12 protein-coding genes are annotated in these 17,841 nt (G+C 72.0%); 3 read left to right on the top strand and 9 right to left on the bottom strand.

What is annotated here, in order from left to right; translation table 11 throughout:
* The first annotated feature begins 29 nt into the window (after nucleotides 1-29).
* A complete protein-coding gene (locus tag FHS29_RS08670) occupies nucleotides 30-377 on the top strand; it encodes an Rv3235 family protein (protein WP_184689837.1) in 348 nt (115 codons plus the stop codon).
* Nucleotides 378-472: 95 nt separating this feature from the next.
* Here FHS29_RS08670 and secA read toward each other — a convergent pair whose 3' ends face one another.
* The 7 genes from secA to FHS29_RS08635 all read right to left on the bottom strand — a co-directional run bounded on the left by secA (nucleotide 473) and on the right by FHS29_RS08635 (nucleotide 11,129).
* Complete coding sequence (gene secA / locus FHS29_RS08665) at nucleotides 473-3,349, bottom strand: preprotein translocase subunit SecA (protein ID WP_184689836.1); 2,877 nt, start codon at nucleotides 3,347-3,349, stop codon at nucleotides 473-475.
* A 950-nt stretch (nucleotides 3,350-4,299) separates the two neighbouring features.
* The gene (hpf, locus tag FHS29_RS08660) at nucleotides 4,300-4,998 is read right to left on the bottom strand and encodes a ribosome hibernation-promoting factor, HPF/YfiA family (protein WP_184689835.1); all 699 of its coding nucleotides are present in this window, start codon (nucleotides 4,996-4,998) and stop codon (nucleotides 4,300-4,302) included.
* Nucleotides 4,999-5,426: 428 nt separating this feature from the next.
* Nucleotides 5,427-5,957, bottom strand: a complete 531-nt coding sequence (locus tag FHS29_RS08655) for a ComF family protein (RefSeq protein ID WP_312864822.1) — start codon at nucleotides 5,955-5,957, stop codon at nucleotides 5,427-5,429.
* A 192-nt stretch (nucleotides 5,958-6,149) separates the two neighbouring features.
* Entirely contained in the window at nucleotides 6,150-7,886 is a 1,737-nt protein-coding gene (locus tag FHS29_RS08650) for an LpqB family beta-propeller domain-containing protein (RefSeq protein ID WP_184689833.1), read from the bottom strand.
* Nucleotides 7,883-9,613: an MtrAB system histidine kinase MtrB gene (gene mtrB, locus FHS29_RS08645; RefSeq protein WP_184689832.1), complete on the bottom strand. Its 1,731-nt coding sequence runs from the start codon at nucleotides 9,611-9,613 to the stop codon at nucleotides 7,883-7,885. The genes FHS29_RS08650 and mtrB overlap by 4 nt, the downstream gene beginning before the upstream one ends.
* A 10-nt stretch (nucleotides 9,614-9,623) precedes the next feature.
* Nucleotides 9,624-10,301, bottom strand: coding sequence for an MtrAB system response regulator MtrA (mtrA, locus tag FHS29_RS08640; RefSeq protein WP_015104936.1), 678 nt, complete (start codon nucleotides 10,299-10,301; stop codon nucleotides 9,624-9,626).
* A 186-nt stretch (nucleotides 10,302-10,487) separates the two neighbouring features.
* Nucleotides 10,488-11,129: a dTMP kinase gene (locus FHS29_RS08635; protein WP_184689829.1), complete on the bottom strand. Its 642-nt coding sequence runs from the start codon at nucleotides 11,127-11,129 to the stop codon at nucleotides 10,488-10,490.
* A gap of 139 nt (nucleotides 11,130-11,268) precedes the next feature.
* Here FHS29_RS08635 and FHS29_RS08630 point away from each other — a divergent pair, with 139 nt between their 5' ends.
* Nucleotides 11,269-12,237 (top strand): hypothetical protein, encoded by a 969-nt coding sequence (locus FHS29_RS08630; protein WP_184689827.1) that lies wholly within the window; start codon nucleotides 11,269-11,271, stop codon nucleotides 12,235-12,237.
* 223 nt (nucleotides 12,238-12,460) lie between these two features.
* Here the strand turns inward: FHS29_RS08630 and ahcY are convergent, their stop codons facing one another.
* Nucleotides 12,461-13,924 (bottom strand): adenosylhomocysteinase, encoded by a 1,464-nt coding sequence (ahcY, locus tag FHS29_RS08625; RefSeq protein WP_184689825.1) that lies wholly within the window; start codon nucleotides 13,922-13,924, stop codon nucleotides 12,461-12,463.
* A gap of 83 nt (nucleotides 13,925-14,007) precedes the next feature.
* Here ahcY and FHS29_RS08620 point away from each other — a divergent pair, with 83 nt between their 5' ends.
* Nucleotides 14,008-16,470 carry a hypothetical protein gene (locus FHS29_RS08620; protein ID WP_184689824.1) on the top strand — a complete coding sequence of 821 codons (2,463 nt, stop codon included), beginning with the start codon at nucleotides 14,008-14,010 and terminating at the stop codon, nucleotides 16,468-16,470.
* Here FHS29_RS08620 and FHS29_RS08615 read toward each other — a convergent pair.
* Nucleotides 16,454-17,719: a glutamate mutase L gene (locus FHS29_RS08615; RefSeq protein WP_184689822.1), complete on the bottom strand. Its 1,266-nt coding sequence runs from the start codon at nucleotides 17,717-17,719 to the stop codon at nucleotides 16,454-16,456. The genes FHS29_RS08620 and FHS29_RS08615 overlap by 17 nt on opposite strands.
* Nucleotides 17,720-17,841 lie beyond the last annotated feature (122 nt).

The raw sequence follows: 17,841 nt of genomic DNA, 5'->3' as shown, positions 1-17,841 counted from the left end.
GCCGCCGTGGCGGGTCCGCTCCGTTCAGCATGTCATCCCCGACCCGGAAGCTGCGCGCCCGCAGGCCGTGCGCCGACCGCCAGACCACCACGGTGCGCCGGCTGGTGGCGGCCGTGGTGGAGGCGGTGGACGGTCGCCGGCCGCTCGCGCAGCTGACCGGGGTGCTCACCGCGCCGGCGGCGGCCGAGGTGGGCCGTGCGCGGTCGTCCGGCCAGGGGGTCCGGCTGGACGGCGTCCGGCTGTGCCGGATATCGGGGGAGGTCACCGAACTGGCCGGGGTGGTGGTGACCCGGCGGGGAAGGGTCCGCGCGCTGGCCGCCCGGATCGAGTGGCGCGGCGACTGCTGGCGGTGCACGGAATTCCACCTGCTGCCGTAGCGCTTCGCCGGCACTCCCCCGGAAACGGCGGATGCCGCCGGACCCCGGTGGGTCCGGCGGCATCCGCCGAATCGGAAGAACCGCCGGCGCAGGACCTACTGGCGCGGGCCCTTGCGGTTCGCCTTCTCCTGCGCACGGGCCGCCGCACGGCGTTCCTTGCGGGAGGCGCCACCGCCACCACCGCGCTGCGCGGGGTTGTCGCTGGTCTCCGCGTCACCGCTCTCCGACGGACCGCTGTAGGTCAGGCCCTGCTGACCACCCCGCTGGTCCAGGCCCTTGCCGCGCAGCGCGGGCGGGATGGCGTTGCCGCTGGCCAGCTGGGCCAGCGCCGGACCGGCCGGGGCCTCGGGGGCCGGGGCCTCCTGCTGGGCCGCCGCCGCGGCAGCCGCCCGGGCACGGGCCCGGCTGCCGGTCAGCGGACCGGCACCGGCCGCGATCGACACCTGCACCGGGGGCTCCTGGGCGGGCTCCGGCTCGGCGGCCTCCACCTGGAGGTTGAACAGGAAGCCGACCGTCTCCTCGCGCAGCGCGTCGAGCATGCCGTTGAACATGTCGAAGCCCTCCCGCTGGTACTCGATCAGCGGGTCGCGCTGCGCCATGGCGCGCAGGCCGATGCCTTCCTTGAGGTAGTCCATCTCGTACAGGTGCTCGCGCCACTTGCGGTCCAGCACGGACAGCAGCACGCGGCGCTCCAGCTCGCGCATCGCGCCCGGACCGACCCGGCCGTCGATCTCGGCCTCCCGGGCGTCGTACGCGGCCAGCGCGTCCGCCTGGAGCTTCGCCTTCAAGGACTCCTTGGTGAGGTCCTCGTCGTCGGCCTCCAGCAGCTCCTTGTAGTCCAGCGTGATCGGGTACAGCGTCTTGAGCGCCGTCCACAGCTGGTCCAGGTCCCAGTCCTCGGCGTAGCCGTCGGCGGTCGCGCCGTCCACGTAGTCGCCGACCACGCCGGTGATCATGTGCTCGACCTGCTCCCGCAGGTCCTCGCCGTCGAGCACGCGGCGGCGCTCGGCGTAGATCACCTTGCGCTGCTCGTTCATCACCTCGTCGTACTTGAGGACGTTCTTGCGGATCTCGAAGTTCTGCTGCTCGACCTGGGTCTGCGCGGACCGGATGGCGCGGGTGACCATCTTGTGCTCGATCGGCACGTCGTCCGGCACCTTCAGCCGGGTCATCACGGTCTCCACCATGGCCGCGTTGAACCGGCGCATCAGCTCGTCCTTGAGCGACAGGTAGAACCGCGACTCGCCGGGGTCGCCCTGCCGGCCGGACCGACCGCGCAGCTGGTTGTCGATGCGCCGCGACTCGTGCCGCTCGGTGCCCAGCACGTACAGCCCGCCCGCCTCGCGGACCTCCTCCGCCTCGGCCTTGACCTCGGTGGTGATGTCCTCGATCAGCTTCGACCAGGCGGCCTCGTACTCCTCCGGCGCCTCCACCGGGTCCAGGCCCCGCTCGCGCAGCTCGTGGTCGGCGATGATGTCCGGGTTGCCGCCCAGCACGATGTCGGTACCGCGACCGGCCATGTTGGTGGCGACCGTGACGGCGCCCTTGCGGCCCGCCTTCGCGATGATCAGCGCCTCCCGGTCGTGGTGCTTGGCGTTCAGCACCTCGTGCGGGATGCCGCGCTGCACCAGCAGCTTCGACAGGTACTCGGAGCGCTCGACGCTGGTCGTGCCGACCAGCACCGGCTGGCCCTTCTCGTGCCGTTCGGCGATGTCGTCGGCGACCGCGTCGAACTTCGCCTCCTCCGTCTTGTAGACGAGGTCGGCCTCGTCCTGCCGCTGCATCGGCCGGTTCGTCGGGATCGGCACGACGCCCAGCTTGTAGGTCTGGTGGAACTCGGCCGCCTCGGTCTCGGCGGTACCGGTCATGCCGCCGAGCTTGCCGTAGAGCCGGAAGTAGTTCTGGAGGGTGATCGTGGCGAGCGTCTGGTTCTCCGCCTTGATCTCCACCCCCTCCTTGGCCTCGATGGCCTGGTGCATGCCCTCGTTGTAGCGGCGGCCGGCCAGCACGCGGCCGGTGAACTCGTCGACGATCAGGACCTCGCCGTTGCGGACGATGTAGTCCTTGTCCTTGGTGAACAGCTCCTTGGCCTTGATCGAGTTCTGCAGGTACCCGACCAGCGGCGTGTTGGTCGAGTCGTACAGGTTCTCGATGCCGAGCTGGTCCTCGATGTACTGCACGCCCGCCTCGGACACGCCGATGGTGCGCTTGCGCTCGTCCACCTCGTAGTGGACGTCCTTCTTCATCCGGGTGGACAGCCGGGCGAACTCCACGTACCAGCGGGACGACTGGTCGGCCGGGCCGGAGATGATCAGCGGCGTGCGGGCCTCGTCGATGAGGATCGAGTCGACCTCGTCGACGATCGCGAAGAAGTGGCCGCGCTGGACCATCTCGTCCCGGCTCCACGCCATGTTGTCGCGCAGGTAGTCGAAGCCGAACTCGTTGTTCGTGCCGTAGGTGATGTCGGCGTGGTAGGCGACCCGCCGCTGCTCGGGCGTCATCTCGGAGAGGATCACGCCGACCGTGAGGCCGAGGAAGCGGTGGATGCGGCCCATCCACTCCGCGTCGCGCTTGGCCAGGTAGTCGTTGGTCGTGACGACGTGCACGCCCTCGCCCGCGATCGCGTTGAGGTACGCGGGCAGCACCGAGGTCAGGGTCTTGCCCTCACCGGTCCGCATCTCGGCGATCTGCCCGAGGTGCAGCGCCGCGCCGCCCATCAGCTGCACGTCGAAGTGCCGCTGGCCGAGCGTGCGCTTGGCACCCTCGCGGACCACCGCGAACGCCTCCGGCAGCAGCTCGTCGAGCGTCTCGCCGTCGGCGTAGCGCTTGCGGAACGACTCGGTTTTCGCCCTCAGCTCGGCGTCGGAGAGGTCGACGACGTCGTCTTCGAGGTTGTTGATGTGCGCTGCGATGTTGCGCAGGCGCTTGAGCATCTTGCCTTCGCCGGCGCGGAGCAGTCGGGACAGCACCATCTCTGGTCGACCTCATTACCTCATCGCGACGCGCCTCGGGGGAGGCGCCTTCCACCGGCTCGCCACGGCCATGACGAGCCAACACCACCCGCCATCGTAGGCAAGTCGTGAAGGTGTGTGCACAGACACAGGTAGGAAGGGGTGCGGAACACCGTGCGGCCGGTATTGGAGGGGTGGCGTCGGCCACTGCGTTTCCCCCTGTCGCCGCCCGTGGTGCTGCGCTCCAGGTTGGGCCGGGTCCGCCGGCGCGACGTCGCTCCCCCGGCCCTGTTCGTGCTGGACACCCGCGTCCGGTCCGGGGCTTCGCCGCGGTGCGCGGTGGGCCCGTTCGTGGGCTCCGGGGCGTCGAACCTTCCGCTCGAAGGTGTGACATCCGGGTGAACCCGTAGTGCGGCGACATGCGGGGTAGGCGGGTGCGGCGGGCGCTGGAACGGCCCGGACGTCATCAGTCGGGCTCGCACGCCGTTGACCAGACGCGGCACGGCCGGTCCGCTCGGCACGTTCGGCTCGGTGCGCCTCAATCCGCCCCGGTGCGGCACGGCTCGGCCCGGTGCGGCACGGCCGGGGCGCGGTACTGCTCGTTTCGGCCGGATTCGGGCCGATGTGGCGCGGCCTGGTGCGGCTCGACGTGGCACGGCCCGGCACGGCCCGGTGCGACACGGTCCGATGCGACCGGGGCGCGGCACTGCTCGGTTCGGCCGGGTTCGGACCGGTGCGGCACGGCTCGGTATGGCGGCGAGGGCCACAGCTCGGGGCGTGGGCCGGTGTGGCGGCGCAGGCTGGTTCAGGGCGTGGGGTTGTGCAGCGGCGCGGTAGTCGCCCAGTGGAGCGTCGCGGGGCTCGGCCGTGGCGCTCCCTGGGACGGTGCGGCTCGGTGCGGATGGGGGTCACGACCCCCCGGCGCGCAGAGGTGCGCCGGGGGCCGCGAAGGTTGTCGGGGGCCGGCTCCCTCAGGCCAGCCTGATCACGCCGTAGTCGAATCCCTTTCGGCGGTAGACGACGCTGGGACGTCCGCAGTCGGCGTCCGAGAACAGGTAGAAGTCGTGACCGACCAGTTCCATCTCGTAGAGCGCCTGGTCCACGGTCATCGGCTTCGCGGTGTGCTCCTTCTCGCGCACGATCTGGCCGGGCAGGTTGTCTTCGATGCCCTCGTCCCAGCGTTGCTGCGCGGGCACTTCCGCCATGCCCTCGTGGGCCGGGTCGGGCTCGGCCGCGGCTTCGAGCACCGCGGTGTGCCCCAGCCACATGCCCTGCGCCTGTCCGTCGTGGTCGGTTCGGGCCGGGGGGAGCGTCGCCCCCAGGCCGCTGGTCGCCTCGGCGACCGATGTCGGGCCCCGTCGCCCGTGGTGCACGCGCCTGCGGTCATGCGAGCGGCGCAACCGGTTCTCGAGCTTGGCGACCGCGGCGTCCAGGGCGGCGTAGAAGTCGCCCGCACACGCTTCGGATCGGACTACCGGGCCACGTCCTTTGCCCGTGATCTCGACCCGCTGGCAGTTCTTGGACTGCCTGCGGTTCGGCTCGTGGAACAGTTCCACGTCGAAGCGGATGACCTTGCGGTCGTATCGCTCGAGCCTGGCCAGCTTCTCGCCGACGTGGACCCGGTAGTGATCGGGCACCTCGACGTTGCGGCCCTTAACGACGATGTCCATACACGACCTCCTCGCGTTGTTGCGAGCTATGGCATTGGATCGCTGCGGCACCGGTCTCGCGATCGCCTTCGCGAGTTGTCGCTGAGGGTTGTCCTCAGCGCTCCACCGGCGCCAGGGTCATGGGCTGTTCGCCTCCTCCCCGCGTGCCGGGAACGCTGATAGCGGTGCACGTTAGCCCGGTATTCGCCGCTGCGACAGCCCCCGGGGCGGGGGAACTCCATGATTTTCCGATCGTGACGCTCAGCGACGAAAATCCGGCACCGGCCGTGCCCCAGGCGGGCGCACTGGGACGACGCGTTGACGACGGCTCACCCGTTCGGCCCAGGCACCTGCCGACACCTGTCGGCAAGGCGACTGCGTCGAACGGCCTCCGCTCGCGGGTCATACCCGGCCAACGGCCGAACGCCCCGTCAGGTTCCCGGCCGGAATCACTCGTGTGGGTGGCTTCGGCGGGCCGTTGTCAGCGTCAAAGTCGCGGTTACCCGGAATCCGGCCAGCTGCAACACCGAAGCGCACGCCGATGCCGTCGCACCCGTCGTGACCACGTCGTCCAGCACCACGACGGGCGCTCCGGGCGGCGGCAGACCGCCCCGGACCAGACGCACCCGGCCCGCCAGGTTGGCGCGGCGGGCGGCCTCGTCCAGGCCGACGGAGTCCGCCACGCCGGACGAGAACGCCAACGCGGGCGCCACCGGAAGTCCGGAAGCCCGCGCGAGTCTCAGCAAGTGGGAGCCACCGCGCTGCCGAACGGCTGCACGGCGTGATGGCGCGGGCACCAACCACCAATTCCCGGGTCCGCCCGGATACCGGACCGGGAGCACGGGCACGGCCGCCGCCACGAGCGCACCGAACACCAGTGCGAGGTCGCGCCGCCCGCGCTCTTTGAACGCGAGCACGAGTTCCCTGGCCGCGCCGGCGTAATCCGCCAACGCGAACACCGGCGGGCCTTTCCCCGGCACCGGGACTCGCCTCGGCGCACCGAACGCCGCGAGGCAGCGCGCACAGCACCGCGCGCCCTCGGTTCGACAGCCCGCGCAACAGGGTGGGAACAGCAGGTTGATCAGCACGTGATCGAGGTTGCCGGCGGGGTCTGACAATTCTCGGCGGGTGGCGGGCGAAACTGAGAGGGCTCCTCGGCAGAGTCTCAGGTTTCAGCCCGGATAGAAAGCCTGCGCGCCCGAATCGACCTTCACCGCGCTCGCCCGCCACACGTCGCCGACGTCCGCCGCGCTCCACAGCCCGCTCTGGTCGACGGCCACCACGTTGCGCCCCGGCGCGGCGGTCACCGAGCTGACCGGCACGGTCAGGTTCGACGTGTTGTACCGCTCGATCTTGAGCCCGTCGATGTTCACCTTGGCGATCGGCCAGGCCACCAGCGACGTGCTCGCCACCAGCACGTCCTGCGCCAGCCAGTCCACCGACAGGGTCGCCGTGCCCAGCACGGTCGGCTGGAGGTTGCGCGGCGGGCGCAGCGACACCGACGAGTCCGTCACGCGCGCCACGGCCGCCACCATCAGCCGCCCGCCGGCCACCGCCGCGACCCGCGTGCCGTCCCGCGACAGCCGAAGCTCGGTGATGGCGCCGAACACCGACAGCTCCGAGGCGTTCACCACGTTCGCCGTCCAGCCGGAGTCGGTCTTGACCACCCGCACCACGTCGACCCCGTCGACCACGGTCCACACCTCGGTGCTGGGCTCCCCGGCCCGGCCGCTGAGCAGCCACGTCGGCCTGGTCAGCGTCGACGCGGGCAGGTCCACCGCGGTCAGCGGCTCCTCCAGGTTGCCCACCCGCAGCCGCACCGACTTCCCGTCCACCCGGCTGACCACGGCCAGCTGCGTGCCGTCCAGCGACTGCGCGGCGCTCTGCACCTGGTACTCGCCGGTGCCCGCCGGCCCCTTCACGGCCTCGCCGCCGACCAGCCGGCGCACCTGGCCGCTGCTGACCACCAGGCCGCTCTGGTCGGCGTCCGGCGTGATCAGGGCCTCGCCGGACTGCACGTCGGCGGGCCGCCACTCGATCTGGTCGGACGAGATCGGCGCGCCCTCCACCAGGATGCGGATCCGGCTGCTGGTCACGCCCGCGAGCGACTTCACCACCTGCGCGACGATCAGCTTGCGCGCCTGCGCGGTGAGGTCGCCGACCTTGGTCAGGTCGACCTCCAGCGCGCCGTCGTCGGCCTCGTGGGTGTCCTTGCGCTGCGCCGCGCCGTTCGGGATCGCCGTGGACAACGCGCCCCGCAGCCCCACCGCAGGACCCTTGAGCAGCAGTTCCGTCACCCGGCGCGGGATCGACGTGGACGGCGGGACCACCACGTAGCGCGGGTCCGGCACCAGGACGCCGAAGTCCGGGTCGTAGAAGTACAGGGTTACCCGGCGGTAGTTCGCCTGGAAACCGACCAGCGGCACGTAGATGCCGTCCGGCGGGTCCGAGATGCGCCACTCCCCGTCCTCGTCGGTCTCGATGCCGACCGGCGCGGTCAGGTCGCCCACCCGCTGCACGAACGAGTTGTCGACTTCGAGGGAACCGACGTTCTTGCCCTGCAGCAGGACGGTGCGCTGCTTGGGATCCGTGGCCAGGTTGCCGCCGGTGGGGACGGTGTTGAACGTCGTGTCGATGACGGTCGGCGCCGCCTTGGTGTCCCAGGTCTTCTTGGCGTCCTCGGTGAGGTATGCCTTGGCGGCGGCGTAGTCGCCCTCCGGGTTGGCGGAGGCGTTGACGAACTCGCGCACCAGGCTGAGCGGGTCGATGCCCTTGGCGGGCTTGGGGGCGGCGGCCTCGGTGGCGCTGCCCGCCGACGGGTTGACCGGGATCGGCGAGGTCTGGGTCGGGATCGCCGCGCAGCCGGCCACCGCCAGCACCCCCGCCAGCACCGCTACCAGCCGCTTCACCGGACCTCCTCGCGTTCGCCGGTCACCGGTTGGGCGGGCTGCCAGGTGATCTCCTCCTCGGTCAGCTCCACCTCCTCGGCGGCCGGCTCCTCCTCCGGCGCCTGCTCCGGCACGACGGCCGGCAGGTCCGGGGGCTCCAGCGGCAGCGGGCTGGAGGTCAGCTCGTGACCGTGCCGGCAGGGCAGGGTCAGCCGGAACACCGCGCCGTAGCCGCGCTCGCCCCACGCCTCCAGCCACCCGCCGTGCAGCCGGGCGTCCTCCAGGCTGATGGACAGCCCCAGCCCGGTCCCGCCGGTGCGGCGGTTGCGGGACGGGTCGGCCCGCCAGAACCGGTTGAACACCAGGTCCGCCTCGCCCGGCCGCAGGCCCACGCCGCGGTCCCGCACGGTCACCGCGACCGAGTCGTCGTCGCCGCGCAACGTCAGCTCCACCGGCAGGCCCTCGCCGTGGTCGATGGCGTTGGCCAGCAGGTTGCGCAGGATCCGCTCCACCCGCCGCGAGTCCAGCTCGGCGGTCACCTCGTGGTCGGGCAGGTCCAGCACGATCGTGGTGTCGCTGCTGTTGGCGATGGCCCGCACCGAGTCGTGCGCGCGCCGCGCGAGCACCCGGATGTCCACCAGCTCGGCCGCCAGCTCCTCCACGCCCGCGTCCAGCCGGCTGATCTCCAGCAGGTCGCCGAGCAGCGACTCGAACCGGTCCAGCTCGTCCACCAGCAGCTCGGTCGACCGGGCCAGGCCGCTGGGGAACTGCTCCCGGGACGCGTGCAGCACGTCGGCCGCCATCCGCACGGTGGTCAGCGGCGTGCGCAGCTCGTGCGACACGTCGGAGGTGAACCGGCGCTGGAGCTGGCCGAACTCCTCCAGCTGGTGGATCTGCCGCTGGATGCTCGCGGCCATCTCGTTGTACGACTCGGCCAGCCGCGCCACGTCGTCCTCGCCGACCACGGGCATCCGCTCGTCCAGGCTGCCGTCCGCGAACCGCTCCGCGATCTCGGCCGCCTGCCTCACCGGGCGCACCACCTGCCGGGTCACCAGGTTCGCGATCACCGCGAGCAGCAGGAGCAGCACCACGCCGCCGACCACCAGCGTGGACTGCACGACCTCGGCGGTGGCCTGCTCGCCGGTCAGCGGGAACAGCAGGTACAGGTGCATGGCGCGGGCCGAGCTGTTCACCGGCTTGCCGACCACCAGCAGGGTGGTGCGGCCGGTGCTGCGCTCGACGGTGTGGATCTGGTAGCCCGCGCTGCCCCGTTCGAGCATCTTGAACAGGCCCTCGGGCACGTCCTGCCACGGTCCCACGGCGGTGGGCAGCCCGTCCGAGCCGACGCCGACCGGGTCGTAGAGCACCGGCTCGAACGCGCCCGCGCCGGACGAGCCGGCGTCCAGCCCGGAGCCGGCCGCGTTGATCTTGTTCAGGGCGGCGGTGAAGCGCGACTTCACGCTGTCCGGACCGGGGTTCAGCCCGGACAGGTCCGGCTGCACGGCCGCCGCGCTCGCCTCGGCCTGCCGGATCGCCGCCTCGGTCTTGGTCTCCAGCAGCTGACCGGTGATCTGCACCTGGAGCACCATGCCCAGCACGAACACCACGGCCGAGGACAGCGCCAGCGTGCTGACCACGACCCGCAGCTGGAGCGAGCGGCGCCACAGCTCACCGAACGCGACACCGTTGCGCCGGGCGCGCTCGATCCCACGACGCAACTCGCGGACCGCGGAATCAAGCACGCTCATGGGGCACCGATCACGGAGGGCCCGCCTTGTACCCGACGCCGCGCACGGTGAGCACCACCTCGGGGTGCTCCGGGTCGCGCTCCACCTTGGACCGCAGGCGCTGCACGTGGACGTTCACCAGCCGGGTGTCCGCCGCGTGCCGGTAGCCCCACACCTGCTCCAGCAGCACCTCGCGGGTGAACACCTGGCGCGGCTTGCGGGCCAGCGCCACCAGCAGGTCGAACTCCAGCGGCGTGAGCTGGATCGGCTTGCCCTCGCGGAGCACCTCGTGGCCGGGCACGTCGATGGTCAGGTCGCCGATCTGGAGCACCTCGGCGGGTTCCGCCTCGGTCCGGCGCAGGCGGGCGCGGATCCGCGCGACCAGTTCCTTCGGCTTGAACGGCTTGACCACGTAGTCGTCCGCGCCGGACTCCAGGCCCAGCACCACGTCCACGGTGTCGCTCTTCGCGGTCAGCATGACGATCGGGACGCCCGACTCGGAGCGGATCGCCTTGCACACGTCGATGCCGTTCATGCCGGGCAGCATGAGGTCGAGCAGCACCAGGTCCGGTTTCAACTCGCGCAGCGCGGGCAGCGCGCGGGCGCCATCGGCCACCACCGCGGTATCGAACCCCTCGCCCCGCAGCACGATGGTCAGCATCTCCGCCAGAGCGGGGTCGTCGTCCACCACGAGCACGCGTGCCTTCATACCCGACATCGTCCCACTAACGGTCGGGCCACCACGCACCGCCCAGTACTCATCGATGCTGGTCGCCGCACGCGTCCGCTCGGTCATCGTTCTCGGTCGCCGTTCCACGTGCCCCACCTCGCCTCGCCGAACGGGATTCGTCAGCGACTCATCGGCGCGGCGGTCACGTTTCGTTACTCCGTGAGACTATCGGGTGAAATTCCGGTCGAGCAGGCCGTCCATCCGCAGGTCGGCGGTGCCGTCCACGACTTCCCACGGGGACAGCCAGTTCGCATCGGCCAGCTCGTCGTACACGATCGCGCACCGGCTCTGGAGGTCGTCGTCGGACTCGTAGAGGTCCCGCTCGCGTTGCTCGGCGGTCTCCCGGTGGGCGGCCCGGCCCGCCGCGACCGTGCTCGGCACGCGCAGCAGCAGCTGGAGGTCCGGGATCGGCAACCCGAAGCGGTCGACCTCCAGCGCGCGCAGCCACTCGACGAACTCGCCGTCCGCGTGCTGCCGGAGCCGGGCCGCGCCGTAGGCGGCGTTGGAGGCGATGTACCGGTCGAGCAGGACGACGTCGTAGTCGGCCAGGTCCTGCCGGATCCGGTCGGCCGCGCCCCGGCGGTCGAGCGCGTAGAGGACGGACATGCCGTGCACGGAGTCGGTCAGGTCGCCCAGCCGGCCGTGCAGCGCGTCCCGGACGAGGTCGGCGTGCACGTCCTCGTCGTACCGGGGGAACGCACCGGTGGCGACCTTGCTCCCCCTGGCCGCGAGCGCGTCGGTCAGCGCCTTCGCGAGGGTGCGCTTGCCGGCACCGTCCAGACCCTCGATCACCACGAGTTTTCCCACGCCACCACCCTAAGGGTCGGCGTTTCCGCTCGATCGGCGGCATAACGTCGCCCAGTTGGGTGACTAGAGATCTTTCTCTCACCAGATCGAGTGACTACGGTGAACCCAATTTGGGTCCGTACGAAAGGGTGGTGCCGCGGTGACCGCGGATTCCGGGCCGGTCGACCAGCCGGTTGCCCACCCGCCAGGGTTGCCCGACGCCCTGGCCGAGACCCTGCGCTACGGCCCGTTCCACCGGGCGCTGCACGACGCCATCGCCCACCGGGGCCTGTCCCTGGCCCGGCTGAGGGCACACCTGGAACAGCAGGGCGTGCAGGTCGGCCAGTCGACGCTGAGCTACTGGCAACGCGGCCTGCGCCACCCCGAGGTGCCCCGCGCCATCGCGACCGTGCGGGCGCTGGAGACCGTGCTGCGGCTGCCGGCGGACTCGCTGGTGGCCCTGGTCGGCAACCGCCCGCAGGCCCGGCTGCCGCGGCCCGCGTTCGCCGAACTCGCCAACGCCTGGGTGCAGACCGCCCCGCTGCTGGCCGAGTTCGAGGCCGTGCCGGAGAGCGCGCGGGCCAACGCGGACCTGGAAGTGCTGTCCGTGCACGACACGGTGCTGATCGGGGCGCAGCGGGAGCAGCGGTCCATCACCACGCGGCTGGTGGTGCGGGCCCTGCGGGCCGGGCCGGACCGCTACCTGGCCGTGCACCAGGGCGATGTGGGGAGCGTGATCGAGAACGCCCTGGTAAGACCGGCGGAGGGGTGTCGGCAGGGCCGGCTGCGGCGGCAGAGCGCTTCCCGCGGCCTGGCGTTCGAACTGCTCTTCGACCGGCGGTTGGCCGAGGGCGAGGAGCACGTCTTCAGCTTCACGGTCGTCGACGACACCGGCGGCCCGACCCCCGGCCACCACCGCACCTTCCGCGAACCCTGCCGGGGTTACCTGCTGCAGCTCGCCTTCAACCGCCGTTCCCTGCCCGCCCGGTGCACCAAGCAGTTCCGCACCGACACCGCCGCCACGCCCGTGAACGTCGAGGAACTCGTGTGCGGCCTCGGCGGCGTCGTGAGCGCCTACTTCACCGACGTGGGCCCCGGCATAGCCGGCATAGCCGTCGAGTGGAATTGAATGTGTTCAATCGACCTGGCTTCGCCACCCGGCCTTCCCCCAACGCCGGAAGGGCCAAGACGCACAGCGCCAAGGCCCTCCGCAGACACGCCGGGCGCGGTCGCGTCGGTAGGTCGAGACCGGTTTTCCGACGATCACGCTCTTCGATCGACGGAAAACCGGTCTCGACCTACCGACTTCCGGGCGACCGCGCCCCGACCTGGCGAAGCCAGGTCAATCCAACTCAGTACCGGTAGTGGTCGGGCTTATAGGGGCCCTCTACGTCCACGTCGATGTACTCGGCCTGGTCCTTGGTCAGCTTGGTGAGCTTGCCGCCCAGTGCGTCCAGGTGGATGCGGGCGACCTTCTCGTCCAGCTTCTTCGGCAGGCGGTACACCTCCTTGTCGTACTCCTGGTACTTCGCGAACAGCTCGACCTGCGCGATCACCTGGTTGGAGAAGGAGTTCGACATCACGAAGCTCGGGTGGCCGGTCGCGTTGCCCAGGTTGAGCAGCCGGCCCTCCGACAGCACCAGGATCGACTTGCCGTCCGGGAACACCCACTCGTCGACCTGCGGCTTGATGTTGATCCGCCGGATGCCGGGGTAGCGCTGGAGGCCGGCCATGTCGATCTCGTTGTCGAAGTGGCCGATGTTGCCCACGATCGCCTGGTGCTTCATGGCCGCCATGTGCTCGATGCGCACGACGTCCTTGTTGCCGGTCGTGGTGATGACGATGTCGGCCCGGTCGAGCACGTCCTCCAGCACCTGGACGTCGTAGCCGTCCATGGCCGCCTGCAACGCGCAGATCGGGTCGATCTCGGTCACGATGATCCGCGCGCCCTGGCCGCGCAGCGACTCCGCCGCGCCCTTGCCGACGTCGCCGTAGCCGCAGATGACCGCGACCTTGCCGCCCATCAGCACGTCCGTGCCGCGGTTGATGCCGTCGATCAGCGAGTGCCGGATGCCGTAGCGGTTGTCGAACTTCGACTTCGTCACCGCGTCGTTGACGTTGATCGCCGGGAACAGCAGCTCACCCGCCGCCGCCAGCTGGTACAGCCGCATGACGCCGGTGGTGGTCTCCTCGGTCACGCCGCGGATGCCCTCGGCGATCTTGGTCCACTTGCCGGAGTCCTTCGCCAGGGACGCGCGCAGCGTCTCCAGGACGATCTGCCACTCCTCCGGGTCGCTGTCGTCCGCGGACGGGACGACGCCGGCCTTCTCGTACTCGACGCCCTTGTGGACCATCATGGTCGCGTCGCCGCCGTCGTCCAGGATCATGTTCGGACCGCCGCCGTCCGGCCAGGTCAGCATGGACTCGGCGGTCCACCAGTACTCCTCCAGCGTCTCGCCCTTCCAGGCGAACACCGGGACGCCCTTCGGCTCCTCCGGGGTGCCGTGCGGGCCGACGACGACCGCCGCGGCGGCGTGGTCCTGGGTGGAGAAGATGTTGCACGAGGCCCAGCGGACCTCGGCGCCGAGGGACACCAGCGTCTCGATGAGCACGGCGGTCTGCACGGTCATGTGCAGCGAGCCGGAGATCCGCGCCCCCTTCAGCGGGTAAACCTCGGAGTACTCGCGCCGCAGCGCCATCAGGCCCGGCATCTCGTGCTCGGCCAGGCGGATCTCCTTGCGGCCGAACTCAGCCAGGGAGAGGTCGGCGACGGCGAAATCAATGCCGTTGCGGGTCTGGAGCCTCTCGGCGGTCATCGCTGGTTCCTCCAAATTCGGGGTCTCGCCGACCCTACCGCCCGCCACGCCGGTAATCCGGCTCGGCTGCGTGTGGGCCGCTGATGGACCACTATGACCTGGCTGACATGAGCCTCGCTGGAGGATTTGTGCTGATTCCCGGCCCCGACACACGGGTGGTCGAGCTGCGGGTGCACGGTGTCCAGGGCACGACCCCGCAGTCGCTGGTGGACGCGGTGGCCGCGGTGGACGTGGCCGGGGACGGCCTGGGCCGCGTCGTGCGCCCCGCCGACCGGCTGCGCAGACCCGCACCGGGACCGGTGCTCCAGGCCGGCGGGCGCCCGGTGACGCGCGTGGTCGAGGGCTACGTGTGGGGCGGCATGACCTCCGGTGGCTGGGCGAAGGCGACGTGGGCGCTGCTGTTCCCGTTCTCGCTGGCCAACGTGGCGCACTGGATGCTGCCGCCGGTGCCGACCGGTTCGGTGCCCGCGCACCTGCTGGGCATCGGGTTGCGGGCGCTGCTGCGGCTGGCGGCGCTGCTGCTGACCGTGCTGCTGGTGGCGCAGCTGGCGGTGATCAGCCTGGACCTGGTGGCGGCGCAGTGCCTCGCGCCGGGGTCGACGTGCCTGGGCGGTCCGACGTGGGTGTCGGACGCGCCGTGGGCCCGGTCGGTGATCGGGATGGCGCCGATCGCGTTGCTGCTGCTGGTGCTGCACCGGATGTCGGCGGTGGACTGGCGGATCGAGCGGAAGAACGTGCCGGCGGCCCCGAGTGGCGCGTCGGGTCTTCCCGGCGCGCACGTGGCGACGGACCCGGACACGCCCGCGTTGCGGGTGCTGCACCTGGTGGCCGGGCTGGGCACCGCGGTGGTGGTGGGTCTGGGCGGTCCGCCGGGGCCGTTGCTCGCACCCGGCCGGCACGGGGTGGCGCTGACCGCGGCGTGGGTGCTCGGCGTCGTGCTGGTGGGGCTCTCGGCGCTGGCCGCGATGCTGCTGGACGACCCGACGGGCGGTGCGCCGCACCGGGGCGGCCGGTGGCTGCGGGCGGCCTTGGCCCGACGGCCGAGGCGCGTGCTGCTCGGTGTCGCGTGGGCGTTGTTCGTCGTGTCGGTCGGGTTGCTGACGCGGCTGCCGGCTCAGCTGCCGGGCGCGGACCTGGCCGTGCAGATGGTCGCGGCGCTGGTCGCGCTGGTGTGCCTGCTGCTCGGGCTGCTGCTGGCGCCGGCCGCCCTGCTGGCCCGCCGGACGTGGCGGGACCTGCCGCGCGACCTGCGGCCGTGGGCGGGCGGCTGGATGGCCGCGCCGGTGGTGGCGATCGCGGCGCTGCTGGGCGGCGGGTTCGGGGCCGGGGTGGCGTTGACGCTGCGGCGGGTGCTGGGCCACGGCGTGCTGCCGCGCGGGTACGACTACATCGCGCTGCTGTGGGGCGTGGCCGGGCTGCTGGCTCTCGTCGCCGGGATCGCGGTGGTGGCGACCACGGGCGCGGTGCGGTGGAGCTCGCTGCGACGCGGCAAGGAGTGGGCGAAGGAGGCGTCGCTGCTGCACGCCGGGCGCGCGCGGGACGTGAAGCGGGCGGCGCGGGCGTGGTGGTGGGCGCGCTGGGAACAGCGGCACAGCCACCACGTGGTGCTGATCGCGGCGTTCGTGCTGGTGGGAGGTGCGGTGCCGGCGGCGGCGCTGCGGCTGCGCGAGGTCGACCTGCCGGGGTGGGCGCGGCCGTTCGCCGGGGCCGGCGTCGTGGTGCTGGCGGTGCTGGCGTTGTCGTTGCTGCGGGCGGTCTACCTGGCGGCACGACGGCCGGACACCGCTCGGCAGCTGGGCATCCTGGCGGACCTGGCGGCGTTCTGGCCGCGCGAGGCGCACCCCGTGGTACCGCCGTGCTACGCGCTGAAGGTCGTGCCCGAACTGGTGTCGCGGGTGCGGGAGCACCTGGCCGACCCCGGCACGCGGGTCGTGCTGGCCGGGCACTCCCAGGGGAGCCTGCTGGCGGCCGTGGCGGTGGCCCGGCTGCTGGAGGAGCTGCCCGAGTCGGAGGCCGCGCGGTTGGGGCTGGTGACCGCCGGGTCGCAGTTGCAGTGGGCCTACCCGCGCGCCTTCCCGGCCGTGGTGCCGCACAGTTCGCTGGCCGCGTTGGCCGGTGGGCTGGACGGCCGCTGGCGGGCGCTGTGCCGCGGCACGGACCCGTTGGGCGGAGCGGTGACCACGTGGGGCCGCCAGGTGTTCGACGGGATGCTGCTCGGCACCGGTTTCCTGCCGAACGGCACGACCGGCGCCCTGCCGCCCGCGCTGCGCGGGCCGACCGGGGCGCTGGTGCTCGGCGGCGACCACTGGCTGCCGGACCCGCAGCGCGGGCCGTTCCCCGGACGGCGCTGGGCGGCGGGCGTGAACCGGCACGCGGACTACACCTCCGACCCGGAGTGGGACCGTGCGATCGCGATCGCGGCGGGCTTGGAGGACGTGGCGGCACCCCCGCCGGGCCCGGGGCTGCCGGGGCCCGTGCTGCCGGTCGCCCGGCTGGCGCCGGTGCTGTCGCCGAAGGCCAAGCCCGACGTCAGCCCAGGTGCGTGAGGAGCCGGTCGGCGGCTTCGGCGCGACCGGTGGCGGCGAGCAGGCCGGCCGGGGCCAGCACGTAGTGGCCGTCTACGAGGACCTCGGCCGACTTCAGCACGGGCCGGAGCACGGGGTCGTTGCGCAGCAGGCGTTCCACGGCGGTCAGGTCGGGTGCGTGGCGGAAGACGCCGCCGGACAGCACGAGCCGACCCGCGCCCCGTGGGCCGAGTCGACCGTCGACCAGTCGCAAGTGCCTGCGCACGGCCAGGACCGCGGCCAGACCGGCGACCCGGAGGTCCACCTCCGGGTCGTCCGCCAGCCAGGTCACGTCGGTGGCACGTCGGGCGGCTTCGCGTTGCAGGGACTCGGCTTCCGCCTTGTCGACCAGCTTCTCGGTGACCGCTTCCACCACCACACCGGGCGCGGACCAGCGCATGCCGAGGTCTCCTTCGACCGTTCGGCGGTCCGGCGGCAGGGCGACCGTACGCTCGGATTCATCGTCCACGGTGGACACGGCGGAGTACACGTCCGTAGTGGCACCGCCGACATCGACGACCAGTACCGCGCCTTCACGGTCCTGTGCGGCCAGTCGTGACACCCCGTGCAGCACTGCGTCCGGTGTCACAGCCCTTACCAGTTGACGGAACGCGGAGCCGCGGGACAGGCCCTTGCCGCCGATCACGTGCCGCAGGAACACTTCACGGATCGCGCCGCGGGCCGGGCCGGGAGCCAGTTCGCCGACGTCCGGCAGCACGTTGTCCGCGGGCACGACGGTGCGGCCGGCCAGGAGCGCCAGGGCCTCGGCACGGGCATCCGCGTTGCCCGCCAGCACGATCGGGCACGTGATCCGGTTGCGGGCCAGCCGTTCCGCGTTGTGCAGGAGCACCGAGGCGTCACCGCCGTCCGTGCCGCCGACCAGCAGGACCAGGTCCGGTCCGGCCGCGCGCAACGCCCGGACGCCGCCGCCGTCCAGCGGGCCGGCCGACACGTGCACGACCTTCGCGCCCGCCGACAACGCCACCCGGTAGCCGGCCTCGGCGCTGACCAGCCGTTCCTGCCCCACCACCGCGAGCCGCAGACCACCGCCCGCCGACGAGCACGCGAGCACCTCGTCCGCCCCGCCCAGGGCGTTCGACACGGCCGTGACGCCGTCCATCACCTCGGGTGGCGAGGTGGGCTGCTGCGCGGTGCCCAGCAGGTCCCCGGCGGCCGAGAGCAGGGCGCCCTTCGTCCACGTGGAGCCGACATCCAGGCAGAGCACCGTCATGGCCGCCGAAACTACCGCAGCGGTTGGTCGAACTCGCGCCACGATCAAGGCCGGTGGTGCTCCAATGGTGCGCCGGACGCGCTGTCCGCTCGATAGCCGGTCGGCCGGGGATTCCGGCCGGG

Source organism: Saccharothrix tamanrassetensis (assembly GCF_014203665.1).
In the GTDB taxonomy this organism is placed as follows: domain Bacteria; phylum Actinomycetota; class Actinomycetes; order Mycobacteriales; family Pseudonocardiaceae; genus Actinosynnema; species Actinosynnema tamanrassetense.
Note: the sequence above shows the minus strand (reverse complement) of the source record. Positions and strands in the feature narration are given on the sequence as shown.

Coding starts and splice junctions, on each gene's coding strand:
- ahcY (WP_184689825.1), bottom strand. CDS start 13,924: ATGACCGCCGAGAGGCTCCAGACCCGCAACGGCATTGATTTCGCCGTC.
- mtrB (WP_184689832.1), bottom strand. CDS start 9,613: ATGAGCGTGCTTGATTCCGCGGTCCGCGAGTTGCGTCGTGGGATCGAG.
- secA (WP_184689836.1), bottom strand. CDS start 3,349: ATGGTGCTGTCCCGACTGCTCCGCGCCGGCGAAGGCAAGATGCTCAAG.
- FHS29_RS08615 (WP_184689822.1), bottom strand. CDS start 17,719: ATGACGGTGCTCTGCCTGGATGTCGGCTCCACGTGGACGAAGGGCGCC.
- mtrA (WP_015104936.1), bottom strand. CDS start 10,301: ATGAAGGCACGCGTGCTCGTGGTGGACGACGACCCCGCTCTGGCGGAG.
- hpf (WP_184689835.1), bottom strand. CDS start 4,998: ATGGACATCGTCGTTAAGGGCCGCAACGTCGAGGTGCCCGATCACTAC.
- FHS29_RS08670 (WP_184689837.1), top strand. CDS start 30: ATGTCATCCCCGACCCGGAAGCTGCGCGCCCGCAGGCCGTGCGCCGAC.
- FHS29_RS08620 (WP_184689824.1), top strand. CDS start 14,008: ATGGACCACTATGACCTGGCTGACATGAGCCTCGCTGGAGGATTTGTG.